The organism is Streptomyces sp. V4I23, assembly GCF_030817975.1.
GTDB lineage: Bacteria > Actinomycetota > Actinomycetes > Streptomycetales > Streptomycetaceae > Streptomyces.
Window position 1 is genome coordinate 7310416 of the sequence record NZ_JAUSZW010000004.1, and the last position, 26608, is coordinate 7337023.

General features: G+C 72.3%; 25 protein-coding genes. 13 read left to right on the plus strand and 12 right to left on the minus strand.

The genetic code is table 11. The annotated features are described in order from the left end of the window. Positions 1-20: 20 nt before the first annotated feature. Together QFZ82_RS35640 and QFZ82_RS35645 are read left to right on the plus strand one after the other, a co-directional pair. A complete protein-coding gene (locus QFZ82_RS35640; RefSeq protein WP_307717059.1) occupies positions 21-272 on the plus strand; it encodes a DUF5133 domain-containing protein in 252 nt (83 codons plus the stop codon). Positions 273-343: 71 nt separating this feature from the next. Then, entirely contained in the window at positions 344-1582 is a 1239-nt protein-coding gene (locus QFZ82_RS35645) for an aromatic acid exporter family protein (RefSeq protein WP_307717060.1), read from the plus strand. 232 nt (positions 1583-1814) lie between these two features. On the opposite strand, the gene QFZ82_RS35650 is transcribed toward QFZ82_RS35645, so the two are convergent. The 5 genes from QFZ82_RS35650 to QFZ82_RS35670 form a co-directional block, all read right to left on the minus strand. Next, positions 1815-3080, minus strand: a complete 1266-nt coding sequence (locus QFZ82_RS35650; RefSeq protein WP_307717061.1) for a cytochrome P450 — start codon at positions 3078-3080, stop codon at positions 1815-1817. A gap of 55 nt (positions 3081-3135) precedes the next feature. Next, a complete protein-coding gene (locus tag QFZ82_RS35655) occupies positions 3136-3924 on the minus strand; it encodes an RNA polymerase sigma factor SigF (RefSeq protein WP_307717062.1) in 789 nt (262 codons plus the stop codon). A 196-nt stretch (positions 3925-4120) separates the two neighbouring features. After that, positions 4121-4861 (minus strand): metallophosphoesterase, encoded by a 741-nt coding sequence (locus QFZ82_RS35660; RefSeq protein WP_307717063.1) that lies wholly within the window; start codon positions 4859-4861, stop codon positions 4121-4123. Then, positions 4858-5112, minus strand: a complete 255-nt coding sequence (locus QFZ82_RS35665) for a BON domain-containing protein (protein ID WP_307717064.1) — start codon at positions 5110-5112, stop codon at positions 4858-4860. Before QFZ82_RS35665 ends, QFZ82_RS35660 begins: the two co-directional genes overlap by 4 nt. Beyond that, complete coding sequence (locus QFZ82_RS35670) at positions 5109-5807, minus strand: nucleotidyltransferase family protein (protein ID WP_373429368.1); 699 nt, start codon at positions 5805-5807, stop codon at positions 5109-5111. Before QFZ82_RS35670 ends, QFZ82_RS35665 begins: the two co-directional genes overlap by 4 nt. A gap of 259 nt (positions 5808-6066) precedes the next feature. Here QFZ82_RS35670 and QFZ82_RS35675 point away from each other — a divergent pair, with 259 nt between their 5' ends. After that, positions 6067-6465, plus strand: coding sequence for an STAS domain-containing protein (locus QFZ82_RS35675; protein ID WP_373429369.1), 399 nt, complete (start codon positions 6067-6069; stop codon positions 6463-6465). Positions 6466-6476: 11 nt separating this feature from the next. Further along, entirely contained in the window at positions 6477-6968 is a 492-nt protein-coding gene (locus QFZ82_RS35680; RefSeq protein ID WP_307717066.1) for an ATP-binding protein, read from the plus strand. A 24-nt stretch (positions 6969-6992) separates the two neighbouring features. On the opposite strand, the gene QFZ82_RS35685 is transcribed toward QFZ82_RS35680, so the two are convergent. Next, complete coding sequence (locus QFZ82_RS35685) at positions 6993-7868, minus strand: SigB/SigF/SigG family RNA polymerase sigma factor (protein WP_307717067.1); 876 nt, start codon at positions 7866-7868, stop codon at positions 6993-6995. 128 nt (positions 7869-7996) lie between these two features. Between QFZ82_RS35685 and QFZ82_RS35690 the strand changes: the two genes are divergently transcribed. Both QFZ82_RS35690 and QFZ82_RS35695 read left to right on the plus strand, forming a co-directional pair. Then, positions 7997-8422: an ATP-binding protein gene (locus QFZ82_RS35690; protein ID WP_307717068.1), complete on the plus strand. Its 426-nt coding sequence runs from the start codon at positions 7997-7999 to the stop codon at positions 8420-8422. Between the two features lie 143 nt (positions 8423-8565). Beyond that, entirely contained in the window at positions 8566-11517 is a 2952-nt protein-coding gene (locus QFZ82_RS35695; RefSeq protein WP_307717069.1) for a HAMP domain-containing protein, read from the plus strand. 141 nt (positions 11518-11658) lie between these two features. On the opposite strand, the gene QFZ82_RS35700 is transcribed toward QFZ82_RS35695, so the two are convergent. Further along, entirely contained in the window at positions 11659-13938 is a 2280-nt protein-coding gene (locus QFZ82_RS35700) for a PP2C family protein-serine/threonine phosphatase (RefSeq protein ID WP_307717070.1), read from the minus strand. A gap of 289 nt (positions 13939-14227) precedes the next feature. Between QFZ82_RS35700 and QFZ82_RS35705 the strand changes: the two genes are divergently transcribed. After that, positions 14228-14551 carry a plasmid stabilization protein gene (locus tag QFZ82_RS35705; protein ID WP_177147957.1) on the plus strand — a complete coding sequence of 108 codons (324 nt, stop codon included), beginning with the start codon at positions 14228-14230 and terminating at the stop codon, positions 14549-14551. Between the two features lie 103 nt (positions 14552-14654). On the opposite strand, the gene QFZ82_RS35710 is transcribed toward QFZ82_RS35705, so the two are convergent. After that, on the minus strand, positions 14655-15359 hold the full coding sequence (locus tag QFZ82_RS35710) for an endonuclease (RefSeq protein WP_307717071.1): 705 nt from the start codon (positions 15357-15359) through the stop codon (positions 14655-14657). Between the two features lie 266 nt (positions 15360-15625). Between QFZ82_RS35710 and QFZ82_RS35715 the strand changes: the two genes are divergently transcribed. Then, positions 15626-15868, plus strand: coding sequence for a DUF6158 family protein (locus QFZ82_RS35715; protein ID WP_307717072.1), 243 nt, complete (start codon positions 15626-15628; stop codon positions 15866-15868). Between the two features lie 70 nt (positions 15869-15938). Here the strand turns inward: QFZ82_RS35715 and QFZ82_RS35720 are convergent, their stop codons facing one another. The 4 genes from QFZ82_RS35720 to QFZ82_RS35735 form a co-directional block, all read right to left on the minus strand. Continuing rightward, entirely contained in the window at positions 15939-16496 is a 558-nt protein-coding gene (locus QFZ82_RS35720) for a type 1 glutamine amidotransferase domain-containing protein (RefSeq protein ID WP_307717073.1), read from the minus strand. Positions 16497-16692: 196 nt separating this feature from the next. After that, complete coding sequence (gene meaB, locus QFZ82_RS35725) at positions 16693-17682, minus strand: methylmalonyl Co-A mutase-associated GTPase MeaB (RefSeq protein WP_307717074.1); 990 nt, start codon at positions 17680-17682, stop codon at positions 16693-16695. Between the two features lie 4 nt (positions 17683-17686). After that, positions 17687-19891, minus strand: coding sequence for a methylmalonyl-CoA mutase (gene scpA, locus QFZ82_RS35730; RefSeq protein ID WP_307717075.1), 2205 nt, complete (start codon positions 19889-19891; stop codon positions 17687-17689). Further along, positions 19891-21774, minus strand: coding sequence for a methylmalonyl-CoA mutase family protein (locus tag QFZ82_RS35735; protein WP_307717076.1), 1884 nt, complete (start codon positions 21772-21774; stop codon positions 19891-19893). Before QFZ82_RS35735 ends, scpA begins: the two co-directional genes overlap by 1 nt. Positions 21775-21971: 197 nt before the next feature. Between QFZ82_RS35735 and QFZ82_RS35740 the strand changes: the two genes are divergently transcribed. From QFZ82_RS35740 to QFZ82_RS35760, 5 genes are all read left to right on the plus strand, one after another. Continuing rightward, the gene (locus tag QFZ82_RS35740; protein ID WP_307717077.1) at positions 21972-22199 is read left to right on the plus strand and encodes a hypothetical protein; all 228 of its coding nucleotides are present in this window, start codon (positions 21972-21974) and stop codon (positions 22197-22199) included. Between the two features lie 126 nt (positions 22200-22325). Beyond that, positions 22326-24185, plus strand: a complete 1860-nt coding sequence (locus tag QFZ82_RS35745) for a transketolase (RefSeq protein ID WP_307717078.1) — start codon at positions 22326-22328, stop codon at positions 24183-24185. Further along, positions 24182-25087 carry a non-homologous end-joining DNA ligase gene (gene ligD / locus QFZ82_RS35750; RefSeq protein WP_307717079.1) on the plus strand — a complete coding sequence of 302 codons (906 nt, stop codon included), beginning with the start codon at positions 24182-24184 and terminating at the stop codon, positions 25085-25087. Before QFZ82_RS35745 ends, ligD begins: the two co-directional genes overlap by 4 nt. Before the next feature lie 88 nt (positions 25088-25175). Continuing rightward, positions 25176-25670: a DUF6328 family protein gene (locus QFZ82_RS35755; protein WP_307717080.1), complete on the plus strand. Its 495-nt coding sequence runs from the start codon at positions 25176-25178 to the stop codon at positions 25668-25670. A gap of 116 nt (positions 25671-25786) precedes the next feature. Beyond that, positions 25787-26398, plus strand: coding sequence for an LAETG motif-containing sortase-dependent surface protein (locus QFZ82_RS35760; RefSeq protein WP_373429370.1), 612 nt, complete (start codon positions 25787-25789; stop codon positions 26396-26398). Positions 26399-26608 lie beyond the last annotated feature (210 nt).

A 26608-nucleotide genomic window follows, 5' to 3' on the forward strand; every position in this document is an offset into this window, starting at 1 on the left:
GCAGAAACCGGGAGACCACGATGCTGATGCCCGACACGAGCGTCATCACCAGGCTGATTGCCCGCTACCGGGCCCAGGAACACCACCTCCTCGCCGCTCCGCACGACGAGCACGCCCGAAGACGCTTCGAGGACACCGCGTACACGCTGTGCGTCCTGATGTGCGAGCGCACGGCCCGCGAGGCGGTGCTGGCGGCCGAACGCTACGTGCACCGTCACATGCGCTCCGGCGCGCAGCCCATGGGCGAGCGCGCGGCGTCCGGCGGCTGCTGACCGGACGGGAACGTCCGCAGCGGCCGGCCGGACCGGCGAGGGAAAGCCGACCCGGACCAGAAAGGAGCAAGGTGCTCGAAGTCCGCAGAGCGCTTCCCGAGCCCGTCGTCGGCTTCGTACGCCGGCGCAAGGAACCCGTCGTCACGCAGACTCTGCGCTCCACGGCGGCGGCGACCATCTCCTACGTCGTCGCCCTGTACTGGGTCGACAGCACCGCTCCGCCGCTGACGGCCCCCCTCACCGCGCTCCTGGTCGTGCAGGTGACCCTCTACTCCACGCTCACCACCGGCGTACGGCGGGTCAACTCGGTCGTCGTCGGCGTGCTCATCGCCATCGGGTTCAGTGTGCTCGTCGGGCTGAGCTGGTGGAGCCTCGGCCTGATCATCCTGGCCTCCCTGGTGGTCGGACACCTCGTGCGCGTCGACGAGTTCGTCCCCGAGGTCGCCATCAGCGCCATGCTCGTGCTCGGTGTGACCCAGGTCGCCGACACCGCCTGGGACCGGGTGCTGGAGACACTGATCGGGGCAGTGGTGGGTCTGCTGTTCAACGTCGTGTTCGTACCGCCTGTGTGGGTCGAAACGGCCGGTGACTCCATCGAGGACCTGGCGCGGCGCATGCGGCGGCTCCTGCTCCTGATCGGCGAGGAACTGACCAGCCCCACGCACGTCGAACGGGCCGCCGCCCGCCTCCACGAGGCCCGCCGGCTCGACAACGACGTCGCCGACGTCGACGCCGCCCTGCGGCAGGCGGAGGACAGTCTGCGGCTCAACCCCCGCGTCAAGGAAGGGCTGCTGCACCGCATCGTGCTGCGCACCGGACTGGACACGCTGGAGATCTGCGCCGTCGTCCTGCGCGTCCTCGCGCGCACCATCACCGACCTCGCCAAGGAACGCAGAGGCGAGGCCCTGTTCACGCACGAGGTGGGCGTCGCCCTTCAGGAACTCCTCGGCCATGTCGCCGACACGCTCGTGAGCTTCGCCGTCCTCGTCACCACCACGACCAGCGGCAGCGCGGACGCCGCCGAGGCCCGGCTCACCGGAGAACTCGCCGCCGCCCGCACCAGCCGCGACAATGTCGCGGACCTGCTGCTCCAGGGCATGCAGGAGGTGCCCCGCCACTGGCAGTTGTACGGCGCCCTGCTCACCGAGATCGACCGCATCCTCGACGAACTCGACCTCGACCACCGCTCCCGGCGCCTGATGGAGGAACTCGACCGTCACACCAGGGAGCAGCGGGCGCGCCGCCCGAAGCTCTCCGCGCTGCTGGACCGGGCGCGCAACCGCAGGAAGCGCCGGTCCGCCGCCCACTGACCGGATGCCCGGCAGGAGGCACGTATCAGTCCCGAACCGGACGTCGTGACGGGACCCGTCACCACCGAGGTCCCGGCTGCTCACCGCCGCCACCATGACTCTGTGGCGGTGCGTCGTGCTCTTCTTCGCCCCGACCGGGGCCAGTTCGGCGCATCTCACGGCGAGCGGTGTGGTCGGGACACCGTCCCTGCCTCCCCGCATCCGGTGCGGCAGCCCGGTGGGACGAGGGAATTCATCCCTCCGGAGCGGACCGCACGTTGATCACGAAACCGTCGGCGGGGCGGGTGGGGACCCGGCTCAACGGGATGGACAGATCCTGCGGCGGCACCTCGTACTCGAGCCGCGCCAGCCGTACGGCCAGCGTCGCCAGGAGCGCGATCGTGACGTCCTCGCCCGGACAGCGGTGGCCGGTCGCCGCATCGCCGCCGCCCTGCGGGATGAGCGCGTACGGGTCGGCGGGAGGGCCGGCGGCGAAGCGGGCCGGGTCGAAGGCGTACGGATGGGGCCACAGCGCCGGGTCGTGCTGGTGCCCGTACACGTCGAGGACGATCAGCGTGCCCGCGGCGATCTCCGCGTCCTCGTAACGCACGTCCGCCGCCGCCAGCCCGGCCAGGAAGGGCACGAACGGGTAGAACCGGCGCACCTCGTGGGCGAACGCCTCGGCGTACGCGGGATCGCCCGTGCGCAGTGCGTCGCGGTGCTGGGGCCAGCGGTGCAGCGCATGCGCGGCGAACGTCAGGTACCAGGCGACGGCGGCGGTCGGGCGCACGATGTTCAGCACCTCCACCGCCGCCGTGTGCGTGTCCAGCGGCCGTCCGCCCGCCTCCTGGTGCAGAGCGACGGCCCGCAGGGCCGAGCCGCGGGGCGCGCCGTCCTCGTCCGGGACCGCGTCGCCGCGCACCGCCTCGATGAGTTCCGCGATCCGTGCCTCCTGCCGGGCGCGGGCCTGGCGCGCCCGCCAGTGCCGGGGGCCCGCCGTGGCGAAGCCGTCGGCCATGGCCACCAGGTCGTCCGCCACGGCCGGGACCTCGTCGTCGCCGATCGGCATGCCCGCCCACGAGCAGACCGCGCGGGTGATGACCCGCGCGGTCTCGCTGAACAGCTCCGTCCGCGTCGAGGCGGCCCACGACCGGGACGCGAGGTCCCACTCCGTGCCGGCGCTCTCCGCGAGAGAACCGACGGCCGCTTCGTCCTTGAGCAGGGACACCAACAGCGCCTTGCGCACCCGGTGGCTCTCGCCGTCCAGGGTGTGCACGGCCCCGCGCCCGAACAGCGTGTCCACCACGGGGCCGGGCAGCGCGGCGCGGCGGACGACGTGCCGTTCGTCGTAGAAGAAGCGGGCCGCGTCCACGCCGTGCAGCACGATGGCACGGCGGCCGAGGAAGCGGGTGGGGACGGGCGCTCCGCCCTCCCGGCGCAGCAGGTCCGGGATCCAGGCGTAGCCCTGGGTCAAAGCGGAGAGGGTGGCGTCGGGGCGCAGTGTCTCGCGGAGATCCATGCGCTCAGGGTTCCCCGCCGCACGGGCGGAATGCTCACTTATCCGGCATTACCGCTCATGCGGCGTCCCGCATGACCTCGCTGCGCAGCTGGTCGCAGCAGCGGCTGATGAGCCGGGACACGTGCATCTGGGAGATGCCGAGCGTCTGGGCGATGCTGCTCTGTGTCATGTCGCGGAAGAAGCGCATGTAGAGGATGTTCTGCTCCCGCTCGGGCAGCTTGCGCAGGCCGGGTTTGACCGCCTCCCGGTCGACGAGGACGTCGATCGCGGGATCGGCGGAGCCGAGCGTGTCGCCGAGGGAGTAGCCGTCGTCCGCGCCCGGCAGCTCGGCGTCCAGGGACAGGGTCGTGAAGCTCTCCAGGGCCTCGAGCCCGAGGAGCGCGTCCTCCTCGCACACGCCGGCGCGTTCGGCGATCTCGGCGACCGTGGGGGAGCGGCCGGAGATGGTCTGGCTCAGGTCCTGGCGCGCGAAGCGGACGCGGTTGCGCAGGTCCTGCACCCGGCGGGGTACGTGCAGGGCCCACATGTGATCGCGGAAGTGGCGCTTGACCTCGCCGACGACGGTGGGGACGGCGAAGCTCTCGAAGGCGCCGCGCGAGGGGTCGTAGCGGTCCACGGCCTTCACGAGGCCGAGTGCGGCGACCTGTTGCAGGTCCTCGAGGGATTCGCCACGGTTGCGAAACCGGCCCGCGATCCGTTCCGCCATGGGCAGCCAGGCCGCCACGATCTCCTGCCGCAGTTCCTGCCGCTCAGGACCGTCGTCCAGCTCGGCCATCCTCCGGAAGGCGTCTGCGGTGTCGGGGGCATCGGAGTGCGAGTGCTTGCCTTGTGCCAGCGTGCGCATGATGTCGGGTCTTCCTGCAGGGTGTGGTGCCTTGAAGGATTCGACTCACCCGCAGAAGCGGTCCCTGGGCCGGTCTCCCGCACCCGGAGCCTCGGCTCCCGCGGGGTGTGCTCCGTCCGAAGCACAACACGCGGCTGCCCGGGACTTCACAGCCAAAACGTGGCACAGAGGGCGCTTTTCCGCCGGAGAACGGCCCTCACAGGGCGGCGGGCGCCCGCACCGGCAGGTGGTACACGGCGAAGGCGTGCCCGATGACCGGCTGGGCGACGTTGCGCACCTTCACACCGCCCGCGGTCAGGCCGTGCTCGGTGCCCAGATGCGCGTGCCCGTGCACCGCGAGGTCGGCACGGCCCTCGTCCACCGCCTCGGCCAGCAGATAACTGCCCAGGAACGGGTAGATCTCCGGCGGCTCACCGGCCAGCGTGTCCGGTACGGGGGAGTAGTGCGTCAGCGCGATCCGCGCGGCGCAGCCTCGCTCCTCGAGCTCCAGCAGCGAACGGCACAGGTCCGCCGCGCACCGCCGGGTGTAGCGGACGAACGCCTTCATCTCCGGCTCGCCGAACTCGCCCGCGCTGCGTCCCGCGAACCCCCCGCAGAAGCCCTTCGTACCGGCGATCCCGAGCCGGGTGCCGTCGATGTCCAGTACGGTGCCCGAACCCTCGAGGACCGTGACCCCGGCCCGCTGGAGGACCGTGGTGACCTTGTCCTCCTGGTCGCTGTGGTAGTCGTGGTTGCCCAGCACGGCGACGACGGGCACGGGCAGCCCCTCCACCTCCGCGGCCACCACCTGAGCCTCCTCCACCGTGCCGTGGCGCGTCAGGTCACCGGCCAGCAGCAGGACGTCGGCGCTCTCGCCGAGGGTGTCGAAGGCCGGACGCAGCGCACCGTGGCTGTCCGGGCCCAGATGGATGTCTCCGACGGCGGCTACGCGAATCACTCCAGCTCCTCAGGGCGTTCGGGGGCCGTCGCGCCGGCGATCACCAGATCGGCCCGCATCGGCAGCCCGCCGAGTTCGGCTTCGGCGATGCGCAGGATCTCTGCCCTGCACGCCGCGCTGGACACGGTGCCGTTCAGGTGCACGTATCCACCGCGCATGTCGATCTGGACGCCCAGTTCGGCGACGTCCTCCTCCGCGAGCCGCTCGCGCAAGCGCGCGATGCGGTACTCGGACGCCTCGAAGCGGGTCATGGCACACCTCCCGGACCGCCGGTCCGCGGCGAGATCACGTCGAGCCGTTCCAGCAGATACAAGAACGCGTCCGGCATGGGGGACGCCGTGTGTTCGCGGCGCAGCGCGTCCCAGTCGACCCGCTCGCGCAGCGCCCGCGCGACGGGCAGGAGCGCGCCGAAGTCGCAGTGGTGCTCGGACAGTGCCGCGAGTCTGCTGCTCATCAGGTCCGTCGGCGCCAGCACCGGCATGTGCACGGAGTCCACCGACAGGATCTCCGCCCGGTCCAGCATCTCCTTGGTGACCGGACGGTGCGCCAGCTCGAAGATCAGGTCGATCTCCTCGCCGCCCGCCCTCGCTTTCATGAGCCAGTCCTCCGGCGGGGACACGACCTCGACCCCTCCCTGCGTGAGGGCCCGCACGACGCCCTCCGCGTCCTTGCGCCGCAGGCAGAAGTCGGAGTCGTGCTGCAGCCGCAGCGGCACCCCGTAGGCGTACACCGCGACGCTCCCGACGAGGGCGAACGGGTAGCCCGACGCCTTGAGCAGCGCCGCCACCTCTTTGGTGGCCTGGAGGATGGCCTGGGTGTGGTCCTCGGGCAGCGGCTCGGCCTCGGTCCGGGTCGCCGGGGCCGCCGCGGTGCCGCCCGCGCCCATGACCCGGCCGGAGACAGGCCGCACATGTGCGGTGCGGGGAGTTTCCTTGATGGGGTTCATCGCCGGTGCTCCGTCCAACGTCGGGAACGTCATGTACCCCTTCGGCGGCTGTCGATCCATGGTTGCACCTGTCCGGGTGGAATTCGCGGGGGACCGGTGTGCCGGGGCGGCGGGCGGGTACCCGCAGGCTCCTCCGGTACGGCCGTCCCACCGGACCGCGGCGCGCGGCGCGCCGAGGGGGCAGTGGCACGGCGGCCCGGCCGGGCAACAACCGAGGAGCCGGAAAGCGCCGGCGCGAGTGTCGAGGAGGCGGGAGCCCATGGGTCCGGAAGCCACCAGAGGGGCCGGAGATCAGGCGGCCACCGGAGGCGATCGGTTCTCTGTGACCACCGAGCGGCGGGCGGACGCCGTCGTCCTCGTGCTCAGCGGTGAACTCGACCACGACACGGCCGAGCCGCTGCGCGAGGCCCTGGCCCTGCATGTGCGCCAGGGAGCCCGGCGCATCCTCGTCGACTGCGGCCCGCTCTCCTTCTGCGACTCCACCGGCCTGAACGTCCTGCTGCACGCGAGGCTGGCCGCGCTGGAGGCGGGAGGCCGGATCGAACTCGCCGGACTGCGCCCGCCGGTGGCACGGATGTTCGAGATCACCGGAGCGTACTCGGTCTTCCAGGTGTACGCCGGCGTCGAGGAAGCGCTGGCGGACGAGCGGCCGGCGTAGCGGGGGGTCCGATGAACAATACGACCCTTGGCGGCGCGGGACAGACCCGCAGGCTGGCGCTGTACGGCACGAAGGGCGTGGTGACCCGGTGCCGCGACTTCACGCAGGACGCGCTGTACGACTGGGGGTGGACGCAGGCCAGGGACCTGATCGGACTCGACGACGAGAACGGCGAGGTCGTCGAGGACGTGCTGCTGCTCGTCTCGGAGATCGTGACCAACGCCTGCCTGCACGCGGGAGGGCCGCATGAGCTCGTGCTCCACCAGTACGGGCCGCGGCTGCGGATCGAGGTCGCGGACGCCAGCCCCGAACCGCCGCGCCGCCGCGTGCCGAAAGACCTCGCGCAGCCCGGCGGCCACGGCCTGATCATCCTGGAACGCCTCGCCCGTACCTGGGGCTCCGAGCGCCGAGGCACGGGCAAGGTGGTCTGGGTCGAGGTCGCGGTCCCCCCGCCCGCACACCGCGGGGGAGCGGTCGGCGGGGCGGGACCGGGGAGGACGTGATCCCCTTGCCGTGATCCCTCGAGGTCAGGCCATGATGCCTTCGCGCAGCGTCCCGAGGATCCGCGCGAGCAGCCGGGAGACGTGCATCTGCGAGATGCCCAGCCGTTCGCCTATCTCCGCCTGGGTGAGCTCCTCGCGGAAGCGCAGCGACAGGATCAGCCGGTCGCGCTCGTCGAGCGTCGCGATGAGCGGCTTGAGCGCTTCCAGACAGTCCACGATGTCGAACGCGGGGTCCTCCACGCCCAGTCGGCGCGAGACACCGGTGGAGGCGTCCTCCTCGTTGACCGCCGTGTCCAGCGACTGGGCGGTGTAGCCGTTGGACGCGCGCTCGCCCTCCAGCACCTCCTCCTCGCTGACGTGCAGGTGCTCGGCCAGCTCGGCGGTCGTGGGCCTGCGGCCCAGCTGCTGCTCCAACACGTCGAGCGCCTTCGCGAGCTCGATGCGCAGCTCCTGCAGCCGCCTCGGGACGCGGACCGACCAGCTGGAATCGCGGAAGTACCGCTTGATCTCCCCGACCACGGTCGGCAGCGCGAAGGAGGCGAACTCCACCTCGCGCTGCACGTCGAAGCGGTTGATCGCCTTGATGAGGCCGATCGTGCCGACCTGGATGATGTCCTCCATCGGCTCGGCCCGGTTGCCGAAACGGGCCGCCGCGAACTTGACGAGGCTCAGGTTGAGCTCGACCAGCGTGTTGCGGACGTACGCGTACTCCGCGGTGCCCTCGTCGAGCTCGGCCAGGCGCCGCAGAAGCGCCGCCGAGAGCGGGCGGGCGTCCGCGGGGCTGACGGTCCGGGGATCACGGATCTGCGGCAGCCCGGCCATCGCGGCGCGGGCGGCGCCGCCGGGATACGGCGGCGCGGCCGCGAGGGGAGACGGCTGAGTGTCTGGGCTGCTGGCCATCGGGTTTCCTTCGACGGGGCAGAGGCCGGCGCTGTCGGCTGCAGCGGGACCGTCGGGCGAATCCCTGTTGTGGGGGGCTTTCCCACTTTTGCATGCTTTGATGCCGATTTGATGGGCACTGGCACGTTATGGGAAGCCCACCGGAACTGAGCCCGGTCTCGACCGGCCGCCGGTTCGCCCTCGACGGCGGACCGGGGGTCGTGGCGCGCTGCCGGGACCTGACGCGTGAGGCCCTGCACGACTGGTTCCCGCAGACCGGACCCGGCGTGGCCGTGGCCGTGGGCGACGTGCTGCTGCTCGTGTCCGAGATCGTGACCAACGCGTACCGGCACGGTGGCTTCCCGTACGAGCTGGAGCTCGACCGGGGACCCGGCCGTATCTGGGTCCAGGTCAGCGACACCAGCGCGGTCCGCCCCCGACCCCACGGCCCGCACCGTGCCGCCCGTTCCTCCGGTCACGGTCTCTACCTGCTGGAGCGGCTCTCCGCCGACTGGGGCTGGGCCCGGCACGGCACCGGCAAGACGGTGTGGTTCGCCGTCGACATCCCCGGGTGAGCCGCGCCCGGTGGTCCCCGAACCCTGAGCGGTCCGCTGGGGTGTCCCGCACATGCCCGCGTGACACAGTGGAGGAAGCCGTAGACGACGCCGCCCGCGCTTGAGTCGCGCGGCGCCGCGCCCCCCACAGCACGAGGTCTGCGATGGATGCGTCCGCCCCCGCGCCGGGCCCGGAACCGGGCCGGCCGCCCGCCGATCTGAGCGAGGAGGAGCTGAGGAAACTACTCGCCGGTCTCGTCGCCGTACGCGACGGGGACCTGTCCGTCCGGCTGCCGAGCGATTCCTCGGGCCTGCTCGGTGAGATCGCGGGGATCTACAACGAGATGGTCGACCAGTTGTCCCTGGTCACCTCGGAGGTCACCCGCGTCGCCCGCGAGGTCGGCGGCCAGGGGCTGCTGGGCGGCCAGGCACGGGAGCCGCGGGACAGCGGAGTGTGGACCGAGCTGACGTCCGGCGTGAACACCATGGCCGACAACCTCACCTCCCAGGTGCGCAATATCGCCCAGGTCGCCACCGCCGTCGCCCGTGGCGACCTCACCCGCAAGATCGACGTCGACGCCCGCGGCGAGATCCTCGAACTCAAGGAGACCATCAACACGATGGTCGACCGGCTCTCCTCGTTCGCCGAGGAGGTCTCCCGGGTGGCCCGTGAGGTCGGCACCGACGGAAACCTCGGCGGACAGGCCACCGTCCGCGGCGTCTCCGGCACGTGGAAGGACCTCACCGACAACGTCAACTCCATGGCGAACAACCTCACCAACCAGGTACGCAACATCGCCCAGGTCACCACGGCCGTCGCCCGCGGCGACCTCACCCGCAAGATCGACGTCGACGCGCGCGGCGAGATCCTGGAGCTGAAGACCACCATCAACACGATGGTCGATCAGCTGTCCGCGTTCGCGGCGGAGGTCACCCGCGTGGCCCGCGAGGTCGGCAGCGAAGGCCGGCTCGGCGGCCAGGCGGAGGTGGAGGGCGTCTCCGGCACCTGGAAACGGCTCACCCAGAACGTCAACGAACTCGCCGGCAACCTGACCCGTCAGGTACGCGCCATCGCCGAGGTCACCAGTGCCGTCGCCGAGGGCGACCTCACCCGCTCCATCACCGTCGAGGCCCCGGGCGAGGTCGGCGACCTCAAGGACAACATCAACGCGATGGTGGAGTCCCTGCGCGCCACCATCCGCGCCAACGAGGAACAGGACTGGCTCAAGAGCAACCTCGCCAGGATGTCCGGCCTGATGCAGGGCACCCGCAACCTCGACGTCGTCGCCGAACGCATCATGGAGGAGGTCCCGCCGCTGGTCCGCGCCCAGTACGGCGGATTCTTCCTGGCAAAGGAGGGGCGCGACGGGCCCGAGCTCGTGATGATCGCTTCCTACGGCTCTCCCGAGGGCCCCGGGGAGCAGCCGCGCCGCTTCCGGTTCGGCCAGTCCCTCGTCGGCCAGGCCGCGCGCAGCCGCCGCCCCGTCGAGGTGCACGACCTGCCGCCCGGCTACGCCACCGTCACGACCGGCACCGGCAGCGCCGACCCGAGCCATCTGCTCGTGCTGCCCGTCGTCCTCGAGGAGCAGGTGCTCGCGGTCATCGAACTCGCCGCCGTCCGCCCGCTCACCGTCGTCCACCGCCACTTCCTCGACCAGTTCATCGAGACCGTCGGCGTCAACGTCAGCACCCTCCTCGCCAACAGCCGCACCGACGAACTCCTGGAGCAGTCGCAGCGGCTCACCGCCGAACTCAGCACTCGCTCCAAGGAGCTGACGGCACGCCAGAAAGAGCTCCAGCGTTCCAACGCCGAGCTCAAGGAGAAGGCGGCTCTGCTGGCCGACCGCAATCGCGACATCGAGCGCAAGAACCTGGAGATCGAGCAGGCCCGCCAGGAACTGGAGGCGCGAGCCCAGCAGTTGTCGCGGACGTCGATGTACAAGTCCGAGTTCCTGGCCAACATGAGCCACGAACTGCGCACCCCGCTCAACAGCCTGCTCATCCTGGCCCAGCTCCTCGCGCAGAACGTCGAAGGCAACCTGACCGAGAAGCAGGTCGACTACGCGCAGGTCATCCACTCGGCCGGCTCCGACCTGCTCCAGCTCATCAACGACATCCTGGACCTGTCGAAGGTCGAGGCGGGCAAGATGCCCGTCCACCCGGCCCCGTTCGCCCTCTCCGACCTCATGGAGTACGTCGAGGCCACGTTCCGGCCCGTCGCCGACGAGCACGACCTCGCCTTCGAGGTGATCGCGGAGCCCGGCACCCCCGACCGCCTGACGACCGACGAGTCGCGGCTGCGCCAGGTACTGCGCAACCTGCTGTCCAACGCCCTGAAGTTCACCGAGCGGGGCCGGGTCGAACTGCGCGTCGCGAGCGTCCCCGAGGACGAGGTGCCCGCCCCGCTGCGCGGCACCGGAGCCGTCGTCGCCTTCCACGTCCGCGACACCGGCATCGGCATCCCCGCCGACCGCCTGGAGAGCATGTTCGGCGCCTTCCAGCAGGGCGACGGCACCACCTCACGCCACTACGGCGGCACCGGCCTCGGCCTGTCCATCAGCCGGGAGGTCGCCAGTCTGCTGGGCGGTGTGATCGACGTGGACAGCAGCCCCGGACGCGGCAGCTGCTTCACCCTCTTCCTGCCCGTCCACGGTCGCGGCGGCGTCTTTGGCGCGTCGGAGACCGGCATCGCTCCGGAGGAGACGGACGTGCCCGCCCCGGACACGTCCGCCACCGGCCACACCGTCCTCGTCGTGGACGACGACAGACGCAATGTGTTCGCCCTCACCGAGATCCTCGAGAGCGAGGGCATCAGAGTGCTGACGGCCGACAACGGCAGGGACGGCATCGAACTGCTGCGGACCCACGACGAGATCGGACTCGTCATGATGGACGTGATGATGGCCGGCATGGACGGATACGCGACCATGGCCGCCATGCGGGACCTCCCGCGCGCCGGGCACGTGCCGGTCATCGTCGTCACCGCCAAGGCCATGCCGAACGACCGGGCCGACGCCCTCGCCGCGGGCGCCGACGACTACGTGGCCAAGCCCGTGGACGCCCTCCGGCTGCTGGCGAAGATCCGGGCCCTGCTGAGGGAGACGCACAGCCCGTGACCGCGGGGCGACGCGACGGACCCAGCCTGTGCGGGGCGTCCACGCGTACGCACAGGAGCCGCGGAGAGGAGCCGGAGGCGGTGACCGAGCGGCGCCGCGGTCCGCCCGGCGTCAGGAGGGACGGCGTCAGGAGGGACGGCGTCAGGAGGGACGGATGGCGATCAGGCTGGTGTCGTCGTCCGTGTCGCCGGTGGCCTCGCGGAGGAGCCGGTCCACCTGTTCCTCGACGGAGCACGGACCGAGCTCCTCCGCGGTCAGGCACAGGGCGTCCAGCCCACTGTCCAGGCCGTCGTGGCGCCGCTCGATGAGACCGTCCGTGAACAGCAACAACGTGTCACCGGGGACCAGTCGGGTCGTCTTCTCGCTGTACGAGGTCGTCGGCAGGGCGCCCAGCAGGATGTCGTGCGGCGGCTCCAGCAGCCGGGCCCTGCCCTCGCGGACCAGCAGGAGGGGCAGATGGCCCGCGCTCGCCCAGTGCAGGACGCGGTCCGACGGGTCGTACAGCGCGCACACGGCCGTGGCCGTGGGGTGCCCCGGCGCGTGCAGCGTCACCTCGTTGAGCCAGTCCATGAGCCGGCCGGGGGGATGACCCGTGAAGGCAAGCCCTCGCAGGGCGTTGCGCAGGGCCACCATTCCCGTGGCCGAGTCGATCCCGTGTCCCGCGACGTCCCCGACCGCCACCAGCACCTGTCCGTCCGGCAGCGGCAGGATGTCGTACCAGTCACCGCCGACCCGGTACTCGGCCGCCGCCGGCCGGTAGCGGGCCGCCGCGCTCAGCCCCGGCAGCAGGGCCGGCGGCGGGATCTCCGGCACGATGGCCTGCTGCAGCTGGAGAACCAGCCGGTGCCGCAGAACGGCCTGCGCGCGCACCGCGTTGAGCTGGTCGAACGTCGCGGTGAGCGCGACCTCCGTGTGGTACTCGGCGGAGATGTCCTGGTAGACGCCGGTGATCCCGGTGAGCGTGGACTCGCGCAGCAGCGGCTCGGCGGCGATCCGCACATGACGGGGACCGCCGTCCTGCCGCACCACCCGGACCACGGCCGACGCGCCCTTGCGGCGCTCCATCACATCGGTGAGCAGCTCCGCGAGATCGTCCGTGTCCTCGGGATGCACGCGCGAACGCAGTTCGGGAAGGGGGACGGGGAGCGCGTCCCGGGGCATGCCGAAGATCGCGTACGTCTGCTCGGTCCACGTCGTCCGGCCCGTCGTCAGGTCGTCCTCGAACAGCGCGAGGCCTTGCAGACGCCCCACCGCGCGGCCGACCGCCGTGCGGCGGTCGCTCGCCGTGTGCCACAGGACGACGGCACGGTCCCCGCCCGCCGGGAGGACGCGCACGTCCAGGAGCGGAGCCGGGGACTCGTCGCCGTGGTGCTCGGCGGGCAGCCGTGCCGCCCGCTGGAGGAAGCCCGCGTACTGTGCGCGCCGGGCCATCGCCGACAGGTCCCTGTGCACCAGGGGGAACGCCACCTCGATCGGGCGGCCCGCCACCCGGTGGGCCCCGCCGAGGGCCTCGGCCGCCTGCGCGTTCACGTGCTCGACTGTCAGGGCATAGTCGCCCGGGTCCCGGTGCAGCGTCATCGCGGGGCCGACCAGACTGTCCAGCAGGTCGTCGAGCGCGGGCAGTTCGGCGAGCGGCTCGGCCGCCACCCCCAGCAGCCGGCCCGCGACCTCGACGAGCGCCGGCAGCGCGACACGCACTTGTTCGTCCAGCTCGGTGCTGTCCGGCCAGACGGCCAGGGCAAGGCCCGCCGGGGAGCCGCGCACGCGCAGCGGGACGACCGCCCGCGCGGCCCGCGCCACGGGGCCGGGCAGCACGTCCCCGTCCGCAGGGCCGGACGGCAGCCATACCGGCTCGCCCTCGGTGAGCGCCCTGCGCAGGGGCAACGGCGCGGCGGGCGGGATCCACCGCCACTGAGACGCCTCCAGGGCGCCGACCCCCGCATGCCCCATGAGCTCCAGGCAGCCGGACTCCGTCTGCCGCCACAGCCACAGCGCCTCCACCCCGAGCGGACGCAGGCCGCCCTCCAGCAGCGTGGCGGCACCCCTGGAGACGGACTCCTCGGCCTCCGCCGCGGCCGTGACCTGACGCAGCCGGCGGGCGTCGGTCCACAGGGTGCTTCCCTGATCGCGGTCCGGGGCAGGGGGCGCGGAGACGGCGAGGGAACCGGCCACGCCGTTGACGATGTCGGCGGCGATGTCCTCCGGGCTCGATGCGGCGGCCCGCGCCAGCCGCGCCAGATGTTCGGCCGCCTCGGACGGCGAGGTCTGCAGCTGTGCGGCGAGGATGCCGGTGGCCACGTCGGTCAGATGCCGTCGGGTGATGTCGTCCCGCAGCGCGGCGTTCTCCGCGGTGAGCCGCTGGAGGACCGCCGGCGTGTGGTTCTGCCCGCCGCCGCCTTCGAAGGGCCCGTGCGCAGGCATGTGTCTCGACCACTCCCTCTCGGGCAGCGCGGGCGACCGGGAACGATCGCAGCCCCGCTGTGGAGTTTACGCGCGGCGGGGAGCGGCGGCACATGTGCGCACCGGCGGGTGTCCGGCATGGCCCTGATCCGCCGGACACGCCCGCAAGGACCGCCGGCGCCGGATTGCCGCCGGCCGGCGCGGGTACCCGCAGTACCCGATCGCCGCAGCGCTCGGCTGCGCGATTGCGGCACCGTCCGGTGCGGCGCACGGTGGACGGGTCGGATCCGTCCCGGTCGAAGGAGTAGACATGCCCCGCGGTTCCAGCCCCAAGAGGGAACGGCAGTACGAGCACATCAAGGAGAGCGCCGAGCAGCGCGGCGAGAGCGACAAGCGCGCCAAGGAGATCGCGGCGCGGACGGTCAACAAGGAGCGGGCCCGCTCGGGCGAGTCCCGCACGGCGAGCAAGACGTCCAAGCAGGACATGTCCTCTTCGAGCCGCGGCGGGAAGCGTTCGGGGAAGGGCTCCGAGGGCCCCACGTACGACCAGCTGTACGCGGAGGCGCAGCGCCGCAACGTGCACGGCCGCTCCTCCATGAACAAGGCCGAACTGAAGCGGTCCCTCGGCAAGTGACGGCCTTTCGGGCGGTCCCTGCCAGTGGTCCGGCCGGCCGGACGCCTCCTCGTCACCCGGTCGGCCGAACCATGTGCCGGAGCCGTCGGTGACCGCGCGCCGTTCAGCTCTTCGCCGCCGCCTCGCCGGCCTCCGCCCCCACCGCATCGGCGACCTCCGTGTCCACCGCCGCCCGGACGAGCGCCGCCGCGAGATGCGCCGGATCGTTGTTCCGCACGGACTTCAGGCCGCGGGCGGACTTCAGAAGGGTCTGCGCGTCGGCGGGCAGGCCCAGTCGGCGGGCACCGTCCAGGGCCTTGTCGTCCAGCAGCGGCCCCGCCTCCGGCCACACGCCCTGCACCTCGCGCAGGAAGATCTCCACCCCGGCCGGTCCGAGACCGGGCACCTCGCGCAACAGCTTCCGCAGCTCCCCGGCGTCCCTGCCGGCCGCCTCGCGCAGGCGGCGCAGGTCTCCGCCGTACTTGTCGAGCACCAGCTCGGCCGCCTTGCCCAGCTGAGTCGCCGTGCTCTCGTCGTAACGCCGGTAGCCGCCCCTGCCGAGCGCGTCGACCCTGTCCTGCCAGGACGCGTCGGCCATGGCGCGTGCGCTGCGCATGCCCGCACCGTTGAGCTCCCGCGCGGAGGCGACCGCGGCCGAGCTGCGGATGCGGGCGCTCAGCAGACAGGTGAGCACGAGCAGCCGGTACAGCGGCTGCGGGGTGTCCCGCAGCCGGATGCCCGCCTCCTCGGCGTAGGTGCTGCCGTGCTCGTCGAGCAGCGCCCGCAGGACCTCGCGCTGCTTCGCGGGGGACGCGGTCCGCGCGGTCATGCCCGCTCACCGTTCCCGTGCGGCCGGTGCAGCGGCGCGTCGCTCCGGCCGCGGGCGGACTCGTCCGTCCAGGCCGTGTCGACCTGCACGCTTCCCCGCGGCCCGGGAGGCTCGGGGAGAGGGGTGGGGATCGCCGGCTCCATGGTCTTCCTCCCTCGGATGCCGGATATCGCGTCAGGAGCGGGTACCCGCTGGGTGGGCGGCGACACGCCGTCCCGCGCCGAGGCGGCGCGGGACACAGCGACGAACGGAAGGGACGGTTGGCCGTGAACGAGACCGAGCGCCAGGGCATCGACCCGGCACGCCTGGACGAGCAGGACCTGCTGCGCGAGCTGGAGAGCATCCACCGCAGCCGTCACGACACGCTGCTGTACGGGTCGGCGGCCGCGTTCACGGCGCACGACGTGCGCATGAAGGAGCTGGAGGCCGAGTACCTGCGCCGCCACCCCGAGCGCCCGGTCGCCTCGGGCCGCACGCGCGAGGGCGCCCGCTCCCGCGGCCACAGCTGACCGGGGGCAGGGGCCTCGCGGCACCGGGGCCCGGCCCCGGTGCCGCCTCGATCAGCGGCCCGCGGTGACGTCAGCGGCCCGCGGCGACGCCGGAGCTGCGCGCGAACTCGGCCGTGAACGCCGCGCAGAACGCCTTGAGATCGGCCGGCTTGCGGCTCGTGATCAGCGTGCTCGGCGCCGCCTGGCAGACCTGCACCTGCTCGTCCACCCAGTCGCCTCCCGCGTTGCGGATGTCGGTGCGCAGGCTGGGCCAGGACGTCAGGGTGCGCCCGCGGACGACGTCGGCCTCCACCAGCGTCCACGGGGCGTGGCAGATCGCGGCGACCGGCTTGCCCGCATCGAAGAAGGACCGTACGAAGGCGACGGCCTTGCCGTCCATGCGCAGCGCGTCCGGGTTGGCCAGACCGCCGGGCAGCACCAGCGCGTCGTAGTCGTCCGCGGACGCGTCGGACACCGCCTGGTCCACCGGGAAGGTGTCCGCCTTGTCGAGGTGGTGGAAGGCCTGCACCGTGCCGGGGCGCGTCGCGATCAGCCTCGGCTCGTGGCCCGCGTCCTTCACCGCCTCCCACGGGTCGGTGAGCTCGACCTGCTCCACGCCCTCGTGCGCCGTCAGAAATGCGATCAGCATGATGAACGCTCCTCCTCTGTCCCGTCGGCTGCCTGGCCGGGGCGAGTACCCGGAAGCCCGGGCGGCGACACCGCCGCCGGTTCCCTGGTTTGAAGCGGGCACGGACGGGCACTCGGATGTCCGGTCGAGCGGCCGATGGGATGAGGCCGGGTGCGGACGGCGGTCCCGCACCCGGCTCCCACGGCTCTCGGTTCCTCTACCGCGGCCGCGCGAACGCCTCGAGCAGGCGCTCCGCCGCCAGCGTCGCGGTCAGCGTGCCCTCCCGGACCCGGCGTTCGACGTCCGGCGCGAGTTCCCGCACGGCCGGGTGCCGGTGCAGCCGCTCCACCAGCGCGTCGCGGACCATCGCCCAGGTCCAGTCGATCTGCTGGTCACGCCGTTTGGCCGCCAGCCGCCCCGTCGACTCCAGCACCGTCCGGTGCTGCTCCAGCCGCTCCCACACCGTGTCGAGCCCGGTGCCCTCGCGGGCGCTGCACGACAGCACCGGAGGTGTCCACGCGGCGTCGGCCGGATGCATCAGCCGCAAGGCGCCGGCCAGTTCCCGGGCGGCGGACCGGGCGTCGCGCTCGTGCGGGCCGTCCGCCTTGTTCACGGCGATCACGTCGGCGAGCTCCAGCACGCCCTTCTTGATGCCCTGGAGCTGGTCGCCGGTGCGGGCGAGGCTCAGCAGCAGGAACGAGTCGACCATGTCCGCCACCGCGGTCTCGGACTGGCCGACGCCGACCGTCTCGACCAGTACGACGTCGTACCCGGCGGCCTCCATCACGATGATCGTCTCGCGGGTCGCCTTCGCCACACCGCCGAGCGTGCCCGCGCTGGGGGAGGGCCGCACGAAAGCGGCCGGATCCGTCGCGAGCCGCTCCATCCGGGTCTTGTCGCCCAGGATGGAGCCGCCGGTCCGCGTGGACGACGGGTCGACCGCGAGGACCGCGACCCGGTGGCCCAGGCCCGTGAGCATCGACCCGAGCGCATCGATGAACGTGGACTTGCCGACGCCGGGCACACCGCTGATGCCCACCCGCCGGGCCGCGCCCGCGTACGGCAGCAGCTCGGTGAGCAACTGCTGCGCGAGCACCTTGTGGTCGGCGCGCGTGGACTCGACGAGCGTGACGGCGCGGGCGACGTAGGCCCGCGACCCGTCCCGCACGCCCTTGACGTAGGCGTCGATGTCGATCTTCGGCGGCATGGGCCTACAACTCGTGGCCGAGGGAGCCGGCGAGCGTGTGCACGAGGTCCCTCGCCGCGTCCGGGATCACCGTCCCCGGCGGGAAGACCGCCGCAGCGCCCGCGTCGTGCAGCGCCTGGACGTCCTGGGGCGGGATCACACCACCGACGACGATCATGATGTCCTCGCGGCCCTCGGCCGCCAGCTCCTCGCGGAGCGCGGGCACCAGCGTCAGATGCCCCGCGGCCAGCGACGAGACGCCCACGATGTGCACGTCCGCCTCGACCGCCTGCCGGGCCACCTCGGCCGGCGTCTGGAACAGCGGGCCGACGTCCACGTCGAAACCGAGGTCGGCGAAGGCCGTCGCGATTACCTTCTGGCCGCGGTCGTGGCCGTCCTGCCCCATCTTGGCGACCAGGATGCGCGGCCTGCGGCCCTCGGCCTCCTCGAACGCGTCCACCAGGGCACGGGTGCGGTCCACCGCGGGTGACATGCCTGCCTCGTTCCGGTAGACGCCCGAGATCGTACGGATCTGGCCCGAGTGCCGGCCGTAGACCTTCTCCAGGGCGTCGGAGATCTCCCCGACGCTCGCCCTGGCGCGGGCCGCGTCCACCGCCAGCGCCAGCAGGTTGCCTTCCAGGCCGCCGCCCTGCGCGGGCCCGGCCTCCGCGGCCGCCGTCAGCGCGCGCAGCGCGTCCTGGCAGGCCGCCTCGTCACGCTCGGCGCGCAGTCGGCGCAGCTTCTCCACCTGCTGCGCCCGCACCTGGGAGTTCTCGACCTTGAGGACGTCGATCTGCTCGTCGGACTCCACCCGGTACTTGTTGACGCCGATCACCGGCTGGCGGCCGGAGTCGATCCGGGCCTGGGTGCGCGCCGCCGCCTCCTCCACCCGCAGCTTGGGAATGCCCGCGTCGATGGCCTTCGCCATGCCGCCCGCCGCCTCGACCTCCTCGATGTGCTGCCAGGCCCGGCGCGCGAGATCGTGGGTGAGCTTCTCCACGTATGCGCTGCCGCCCCACGGGTCGATGACCCGGCAGGTGCCCGACTCCTGCTGGAGCAGGAGCTGGGTGTTGCGGGCTATGCGGGCGGAGAAGTCGGTCGGCAGGGCCAGTGCCTCGTCCAGGGCGTTGGTGTGGAGCGACTGCGTGTGCCCCTGCGTGGCGGCCATCGCCTCGACGCAGGTGCGCGTGACGTTGTTGAACACGTCCTGAGCGGTGAGCGACCAGCCCGACGTCTGCGAATGCGTGCGCAGCGAGAGCGACTTGGGGCTCTTCGGGTCGAACTTCTTCACCAGCTTCGCCCACAGCAGGCGCGCCGCGCGCAGCTTGGCGACCTCCATGAAGAAGTTCATGCCGATCGCCCAGAAGAACGAGAGCCGCGGCGCGAACGAGTCCACGTCCAGTCCCGCCGCGATGCCGGCCCGCAGATACTCCAGGCCGTCGGCCAGTGTGTACGCGAGCTCCAGGTCGGCCGTCGCCCCGGCCTCCTGGATGTGGTAGCCGGAGATGGAGATCGAGTTGTAGCGGGGCATCTTCTGCGAGGTGTACGCGAAGATGTCCGAGATGATCCGCATCGAGGGAGCCGGCGGGTAGATGTAGGTGTTGCGGACCATGAACTCCTTGAGGATGTCGTTCTGGATGGTCCCGGCCAGCTTCTCGGGCGGCACACCCTGCTCCTCGGCGGCCACGATGTACAGCGCCAGCACGGGCAGCACCGCGCCGTTCATCGTCATCGACACGCTCATCCGGTCCAGCGGGATGCCGTCGAACAGCTGCCGCATGTCGAGGATCGAGTCGATCGCCACACCCGCCATGCCGACGTCGCCGGTCACCCGCGGGTGGTCGCTGTCGTAGCCGCGGTGCGTCGGCAGGTCGAAGGCCACCGACAGGCCCTTCTGCCCGGCGGCCAGATTGCGCCGGTAGAAGGCGTTCGACTCCTCGGCCGTGGAGAAACCGGCGTACTGACGGATCGTCCAGGGCTGGTTGACGTACATCGTCGGGTACGGACCGCGCAGGAACGGAGCGATGCCCGGATACGTGCCGAGGAAGTCGACACCCTCCAGATCGGCGTCCGTGTACAGCGGCTTGACCGCAATGCCCTCCGGCGTCTCCCACACCAGCTCGTCCGCGTCCTTGCCGGTGGCCGCCTCGACGGCCGCACGCCACCGGTCCGCACCGGCCGTGCCCGCGGCGGACCCCAGCTCGATCCCCGCGAAATCCGGGATTCCCATCACGCCACTCCGATCCGGTCGAGCACCGAGGTCAGGACGGCGACCGCGTCACCGCCCGCGACGACGAACTCGTCGACCCCGGCCTTCTCGTACATCTCACGCTGCTCACCGGGGCGGCCGGCGAGGAACACCCGCCGCGCGCCCGCCGACTTGAGGGCCTCTGCCACCGGCCCCGCCTGCTCCGCGTACACGGCGTCGCCGGAGCACAGGCACGCCACCTGCGCGCCGCTCGCGGCGAACGCCTCGGCGGCGGACGCCGCGTCGACGCTCACCGGGTCGTGGACCGGCTCGATGCCGCCCGCCTGGAACAGGTTGGCGGCGAACGTCGCCCGCGCGGTGTGCGCGGAAGCCGGCCCGAGGGCCGCGAGGAACACCTTCGGCCGCGCGCCCGTGGCCGCCAGGTGCGCGTCCGAACGGGCCCGCAGCGCCTCGAACGCCTCGTCGCGGCGCACCACCGGCAGGCCGCCCGACGGCCGCGCCGGAGCGGCGTCGCGCTCCACCGGCGCCTCGGCCAGCAGCGGGAACTCGCTGACCCCGGTGACCGGTTCGCGGCGCGTGGCGAGCCGGCGGCTGCGGCTCTCCCACGCGGCGCCGATCCGCTCGCCGACCAGGCCGCCGCGGAGTGCGGCCGCCTGGCCGCCGGCGCGCTCGATCTCCTGGAACCACGCCCACGCGGCCTGTGCCAGTTCGTCCGTGAGCCGCTCCACGTACCAGGAGCCGCCCGCCGGGTCGATCACTCGGCCCATGTGCGACTCCTCCAGCAGGATCGTGGAGGTGTTGCGCGCGATCCGGCGTGCGAACGCGTCCGGCAGGCCCAGCGCGTGGTCGAAGGGGAGCACGGTCACCGAGTCGGCACCGCCCGCACCGGCGGCCAGCGAGGCCACGGTCGTGCGCAGCATGTTCACCCACGGATCGCGGCGCGTCATCATCACCGACGACGTCACCGCGTGCTGGCGCTGCGCCCCGGCGCCGTCGGTGGCACCACAGACCTCGGCGACACGGGACCACAGCCTGCGCGCGGCCCGCAGCTTCGCGATCGTCAGGAACTGGTCGGCGGTGGCCGCGTACCGGAACTCCAGCTGCCCGCAGGCGGCGTCCACGCCCAGCCCCGCGCCCGTCAGCTCACGCAGCCACGCGACACCGGTCGCCAGGGAGCAGCCGAGCTCCTGCGCGGTCGTCGCGCCGGCCTCGTGGTACGGAAGGGCGTCCACGGTCACGGCACGCAGGCCCGGGTACGACGCGTCGCACCGGACGGCGAGAGCGGCGGCCGCGGCCATCCGGCCGTCGAGACCGTCGTACCGGCCGGTGCGGGCGGCGAGACCGAGCGGATCGGCGCCGAGGTTGCCGAGCGCCGCCGCGGGGGCCACGCCGCGCTCCTCGTACAGCCGCAGCAACGCCTCGGCCGCGGCCTCGAAGTGCTCGCCCGCCTCGAGGACGACCGGAGCGAGATCGAGGAGCACGCCGTCCAGCGCCGCGCCCAGCGCGTCGACGGGCAGCCCGGACGCGCCGACGGTCAGCCACAGCGAGGTGACGCCGTTCTCCAGGTCGGTGAGCACCGCCTCGTTGGCCGCCGCCGGGTCGGGCCGGTCGTGGCGCTGGCGCACGTCCCAGCCGGACACCACGCCGCCCTCGGGCCTGCCGCCCCGGGTGAAGGGGGCGAAGCCGGGAAGCCCGGAGCCGTCGGCACCGCCGCCCGCCGTGTACAGGGGACGGGTGGTGATCCCGTCCTCGAGGGCCGTGGACAGCGCTTCCTCGGCCGCCGTGCCCTGGGCGTCCTTGCCTGCCTTGCGCAGCACGCCTTCGACCAGGTGCTGCCACTGCTCATGGGTCGCATCCGGGAACTCGGCGGCCAGTGAGAACCCGTCATCGGGGAGGACCGTCATGCTCGGATGTTAGGACAGCGGCGCAAAGGTGCAGCAGGGGAGAAGGCTGTGACCTTGCCCTCTCCGGTCCGCTCTTGATCCTTTGCACAGCGTGAACTATCCGGGGCATGTCCGTACCGCGGTCGGGTACCTGCATCGGACCAGAGAATCAGCGCGAAACAGAACAGAAGACGCGCGGAACGGAAGAGGTGAGTCACATGGGTCTGGGCGGGTGCATCATTCTGATCGCCGCCGGAGCAATCCTCACGTTCGCCACCGACTGGGAGGTCAAGGGCGCGAATCTCGACGTCATCGGCGTGATCCTCATGGCCGTCGGCTTCATCGGCGTGGCCACCTTCACGAGCATCGCCAGGCGCCGCCGCGTTGTCGTACCCCCCTCGACACCGGTCGTCGAGGACAGGCCGAACCACCGCACCTACGAGTGACCTGCCCTTTTCGCCCCGGCAGGGGAAGGGTGCCCCAGCCGGTACCGGTTTGGCCGCCGGGCCAGCGGGCACCCGCACAGCGCTCGCCACGTCCGCGTCCGCGGCCCCCTCCCAAGGAGCGAAGAGATGCGTGTCTCATCAGCCCAAGCCGAACAACTGGCCGAGCTCGGACAGCAGTTGCGCGTCGACGCGGTACGCGCGGCCGACGCCGCGGGCTCCGGACACCCCACATCCTCCATGTCCGCGGCCGACATCGGCGCCGTACTCCTCGCGAGCCATCTGCGCTACGACTTCACCCGGCCCGAGCACCCCGGCAACGACCGGCTCGTGCTCTCCAAGGGCCATGCGTCGCCCCTGCTGTACGCCCTCTTCCGGGCCGCCGGGGCGATCGACGAGGACGAGCTGCTGACCTTCCGCAAACGGGACAGCCGTCTCGAAGGCCATCCGACACCACGCCTGCCCTGGGTCGACGTGGCCACCGGGTCCCTGGGGCAGGGACTGCCGGTCGGCGTCGGCATGGCGCTCGCCGGGAAGAGGCTCGACCAGATCCCCTACCGGGTCTGGGTCCTCTCCGGCGACAGCGAGATGGCGGAGGGTTCCGTGTGGGAGGCCGTCGCGCACGCTGCGTACGAGGAGCTCGACAACCTGACCCTGATCGTCGACGTCAACCGGCTCGGGCAGCGGGGCCCGACCCGGTTCGGCTGGGACCTCGACGCCTACGCCCGCCGGCTGGAGGCGTTCGGCTGGCACACGCTGCGCATCGACGGGCACGACGTCGCGGCGATCGACGCCGCGCTCACCGACGCGGCCGCCACGACCGGCCGCCCCACCGCCGTGCTCGCCCGGACCCACAAGGGACACGGGGTGGCCGCCGTGCAGGACCAGGAGGGCAAGCACGGCAAGCCGCTCCCGGACGCGGAAGAGGCCATCAGGGAACTCGGCGGTGTCCGCGACGCCCGGGTCGAGGTGGCGCGCCCGCCCGAGGTGCGTGTGCTCCACCGGCGCGGCGGCGGACTGACCCTGCCGGTGTACGAGATCGGTGACCAGGTCGCCACCCGCACCGCCTACGGGCAGGCGCTCGCCGCCCTCGGCTCCGCGCGCACGGACGTCGTCGCCCTCGACGCCGAGGTCGGCGACTCCACCCGCACCGATCTGTTCGCCGAGGAGCACCCGGGTCGCTACTTCCAGTGCTACATCGCCGAACAGCAGCTGGTCGCGGCCGCCGTCGGCATGGCCGCCCGCGGCTACGTCCCCTTCGCCTGCACCTTCGCCGCCTTCCTCACCCGCGCGCACGACTTCGTCCGCATGGCCGCCGTCAGCCGCGCCTCGATCAATCTCGTCGGCTCGCACGCCGGTGTCGCCATCGGCGAGGACGGTCCCTCGCAGATGGGTCTGGAGGACCTGGCCATGTTCCGCGCGGTGCCGGGCAGCACCGTGCTGTACCCCTGCGACGGCCCGCAGACCGCCCGGCTCGTCGCCGCCATGGCCGACCTGCCGAACATCAGCTACCTGCGCACCAGTCGCTCCGACATGCCGGTGCTCTACGGCGGGGACGAGGAGTTCCCCGTCGGCGGCTCCAAGACGCTGCGTTCCTCCGGCCGCGACCGCGCCTGTGTCATCGCCGCCGGCGTGACCGTGCACGAGGCGCTGGCCGCCGCCCACGCGCTCGAGCGGGAGGGGATCGCGGTCCGTGTCGTGGACGCGTACAGCGTCAAGCCCGTCGACACCGCGACCCTGCAGACGGCAGCCGACGACACCGGCTGCCTGATCACCGTCGAGGACCACCACCTCGAGGGCGGTCTCGGCGACGCGGTGGCCGAGGCGTTCGCCGACGGGCGCCCCTCGCCCCGGCTCGTACGCCTCGGGGTACGCGGCGTACCCGCGTCCGCCACGTCCCGCGAGCAGTTGCACGCGGCGGGCATCGACGCCGAGTCGATCGCCGCCGCCGTGCGGCTGCTCGTCGCGGAGGCGATGGTGAGTCCATGAGCACGCACCGGGTGGCGGCGGGCGGCCGCAGCGTCGAGATCAAACGCCCCGACAAGCTGCTGTTCCCCGACGACGGGATCGCCAAGGCCGATCTCGCCGCCTACTACCGCGCCGTCGCGCCGTACATGCTTCCCCACCTGCGCGGCAGGCCGCTGATGCTGGAGCGGCACCCGGACGGTGTCGGCGGCCCCCGGTTCATGCAGAAGCACACCCCGGAGCACTACCCCGACTGGGTGGGCCGGGCGGAGGTCGAGAAGGAGGGCGGCACCGTCGTGCACACCGTGTGCGGCACCACCGCCACACTCATGTACCTCGTCGACCAGGCGTGCGTCACCTTCCACCGCTGGCAGTCCCCGGTGAAGAGGCCGGGCCACCCCGACCGGCTCGTCTTCGACCTCGATCCGCCCGGCGACGACTTCGAGGCGGTGCGCAGGGCCGCCCGCGGGCTCGGCGAACTGCTCGGCGAACTGCGGCTGCCCGCCCAGCTGATGACCACCGGATCCCGCGGACTGCATGTCGTCGTTCCGCTGTCCGGCACCTCCGGCTTCGACGAGACCCGGGCCTTCGCGCAGGAGGTGGCCGAGACGCTCGCCGCCCGCGACCCCCGGCACCTCACCACCGCGGTGCGCAAACAGGCGCGGGGGGACCGTCTCTACCTGGACGTGCAGCGCAACGGATACGCGCAGACCGCCGTGGCCCCGTACTCGGTGCGGGCGAAACCCGGTGCCCCGGTGGCCGTGCCCATCGGCTGGGACCAGCTGGACGACCCCGGACTCACCGCACGGCGCTGGATGATCGCCGACGCGCCGGACCAGGCACGCGCCGAGCCGTGGAAGGCGACCGCCGACGGCAGCAGGTCACTCGGCCCGGCCGGCCGCCGACTGGCGTCGTTGCGCCGCTGATCCGTTTCGTGGGCGGTTTGCCGGTCACCTCGTCCCGGCAGGTGCTGTGCAGGCGCGAGCGCACCGCCCGACCCGAAGGGAGCCCGTGATGGAAAAGATCAGCGGAGGCGGCCGGCGGGGCCGTGACGAGACGGAGGAGGAGCGGGCGGACCGCCGGTTCGGCGAACTGCTCCAGGAGTTGCGCGTCGCGCAGACCGGCGTACAGATCCTCTTCGGTTTCCTGCTCACGGTCGCCTTTCAGCCACGCTTCACGGAGCTCACCGGCACCGACCGCATCATCTACACCGTGACCGTCCTGCTGGGCGCCGCGACCACCGGGGTCCTCGTCGGGCCGGTCTCCTTCCACCGCCTGCTGACCGGCAAGCGTCTCAAGCCGCAGACGGTGGCCTGGGCGTCCCGGCTGACCATGCTGGGCCTGGTGCTGCTGCTGTGCACGATGGCGTCGGCGCTTCTGCTCATCCTGCGCGTCGTGGTCGACGACGCGCACGCCGCCTGGCTCGTCGTCGGCATGGTGGTCTGGTTCGTCGTGTGCTGGTTCGTCCTGCCCGTCTGGACGCGCATGAAGGAACGGCCCAAGGGCTGACACGAATTCAGCCGTCTTCCTTCACAGGGTTTTCGGGCGCGTGCGATGCGCCGGTGCCCCGGCTGTACTCTGCGCGCACACGCCGGCAGTGGAGGCGTGTCACCCATGGAGGAACAGTGACAGAAATCAGCAGAACGCGGTGGCGTTCCGGGGCTCTCATAGCCGCCGCCGCGGTCGGCGCGCTCGGGGTCGGGCTCGCTGCCGCCCCCGCGGTCGCCCACACCCCCACGTGGTCGGTGACCTGCGACGAGGTCAGCCTCGAACTGACCAACTACGGCCACAAGGCCCGGAACACGGTGACCGTCACCCTCGACGGCAAGGACCTGCTGCCGACCGAGACGTTCACGAACGACTTCAGCAGGATGCTGAAGCTCCCCGAGCACGACAAGGAGGTCTCCGTCCGCCTCGTCATCACGGCGAGCGACGGCGACCAGTACGGGCGCGACGAGACGAAGACGGCGCCCGTGTGCGAGGACGAGCCCCCCGCTCCCACCCCCACCCCCACCTCGACGCCTCCTTCGCCGACGCCGAGCGACACGCCCAGTGAGACGCCGAGCACCTCGGCGCCCGCCACGCCGGCGCCCGCGCCGAGCACCTCCTCGCCCGGCCTGGCCGAGACCGGTTCGTCGAGCTCGACGCCGCTGATCGCGGCGGCGGCCGCCGTGGTCATCGCGGCCGGCGGTGGCATCATGTGGGCGGCGCGCAGGCGCCGCGGCGTCCAGGACTGACGCACCGCGACCCGCAGGGGCTGCCGGGCCGGCAACGGCCCGGCAGCCCCTGCTCTTTTCCCGGACGGACGACTGCCTGCGCCAGGGGCGCGTCGCTCGCGTAACCCCTTCAGCCGTCGACGCCCACGGGACCTCCGGCACGAACACGCCTGTGAGCAGGCCGACTTGACGGACCACCGGTCCGCGCCGATTCCCTCGCCGTCGTCCACC

Bases quoted from the DNA above. Each gene is read 5' to 3' on its own strand.
- QFZ82_RS35640 (WP_307717059.1), top strand. From the start codon at position 21: ATGCTGATGCCCGACACGAGCGTCATCACCAGGCTGATTGCCCGCTAC.
- QFZ82_RS35650 (WP_307717061.1), bottom strand. From the start codon at position 3,080: ATGGATCTCCGCGAGACACTGCGCCCCGACGCCACCCTCTCCGCTTTG.
- QFZ82_RS35655 (WP_307717062.1), bottom strand. From the start codon at position 3,924: ATGCGCACGCTGGCACAAGGCAAGCACTCGCACTCCGATGCCCCCGAC.
- QFZ82_RS35665 (WP_307717064.1), bottom strand. From the start codon at position 5,112: ATGACCCGCTTCGAGGCGTCCGAGTACCGCATCGCGCGCTTGCGCGAG.
- QFZ82_RS35670 (WP_373429368.1), bottom strand. From the start codon at position 5,807: ATGAACCCCATCAAGGAAACTCCCCGCACCGCACATGTGCGGCCTGTC.
- QFZ82_RS35675 (WP_373429369.1), top strand. From the start codon at position 6,067: ATGGGTCCGGAAGCCACCAGAGGGGCCGGAGATCAGGCGGCCACCGGA.
- QFZ82_RS35680 (WP_307717066.1), top strand. From the start codon at position 6,477: ATGAACAATACGACCCTTGGCGGCGCGGGACAGACCCGCAGGCTGGCG.
- QFZ82_RS35685 (WP_307717067.1), bottom strand. From the start codon at position 7,868: ATGGCCAGCAGCCCAGACACTCAGCCGTCTCCCCTCGCGGCCGCGCCG.
- QFZ82_RS35690 (WP_307717068.1), top strand. From the start codon at position 7,997: ATGGGAAGCCCACCGGAACTGAGCCCGGTCTCGACCGGCCGCCGGTTC.
- QFZ82_RS35695 (WP_307717069.1), top strand. From the start codon at position 8,566: ATGGATGCGTCCGCCCCCGCGCCGGGCCCGGAACCGGGCCGGCCGCCC.
- QFZ82_RS35700 (WP_307717070.1), bottom strand. From the start codon at position 13,938: ATGCCTGCGCACGGGCCCTTCGAAGGCGGCGGCGGGCAGAACCACACG.
- QFZ82_RS35705 (WP_177147957.1), top strand. From the start codon at position 14,228: ATGCCCCGCGGTTCCAGCCCCAAGAGGGAACGGCAGTACGAGCACATC.
- QFZ82_RS35710 (WP_307717071.1), bottom strand. From the start codon at position 15,359: ATGACCGCGCGGACCGCGTCCCCCGCGAAGCAGCGCGAGGTCCTGCGG.
- QFZ82_RS35720 (WP_307717073.1), bottom strand. From the start codon at position 16,496: ATGCTGATCGCATTTCTGACGGCGCACGAGGGCGTGGAGCAGGTCGAG.
- meaB (WP_307717074.1), bottom strand. From the start codon at position 17,682: ATGCCGCCGAAGATCGACATCGACGCCTACGTCAAGGGCGTGCGGGAC.
- scpA (WP_307717075.1), bottom strand. From the start codon at position 19,891: ATGGGAATCCCGGATTTCGCGGGGATCGAGCTGGGGTCCGCCGCGGGC.
- QFZ82_RS35735 (WP_307717076.1), bottom strand. From the start codon at position 21,774: ATGACGGTCCTCCCCGATGACGGGTTCTCACTGGCCGCCGAGTTCCCG.
- QFZ82_RS35740 (WP_307717077.1), top strand. From the start codon at position 21,972: ATGGGTCTGGGCGGGTGCATCATTCTGATCGCCGCCGGAGCAATCCTC.
- QFZ82_RS35745 (WP_307717078.1), top strand. From the start codon at position 22,326: ATGCGTGTCTCATCAGCCCAAGCCGAACAACTGGCCGAGCTCGGACAG.
- ligD (WP_307717079.1), top strand. From the start codon at position 24,182: ATGAGCACGCACCGGGTGGCGGCGGGCGGCCGCAGCGTCGAGATCAAA.
- QFZ82_RS35755 (WP_307717080.1), top strand. From the start codon at position 25,176: ATGGAAAAGATCAGCGGAGGCGGCCGGCGGGGCCGTGACGAGACGGAG.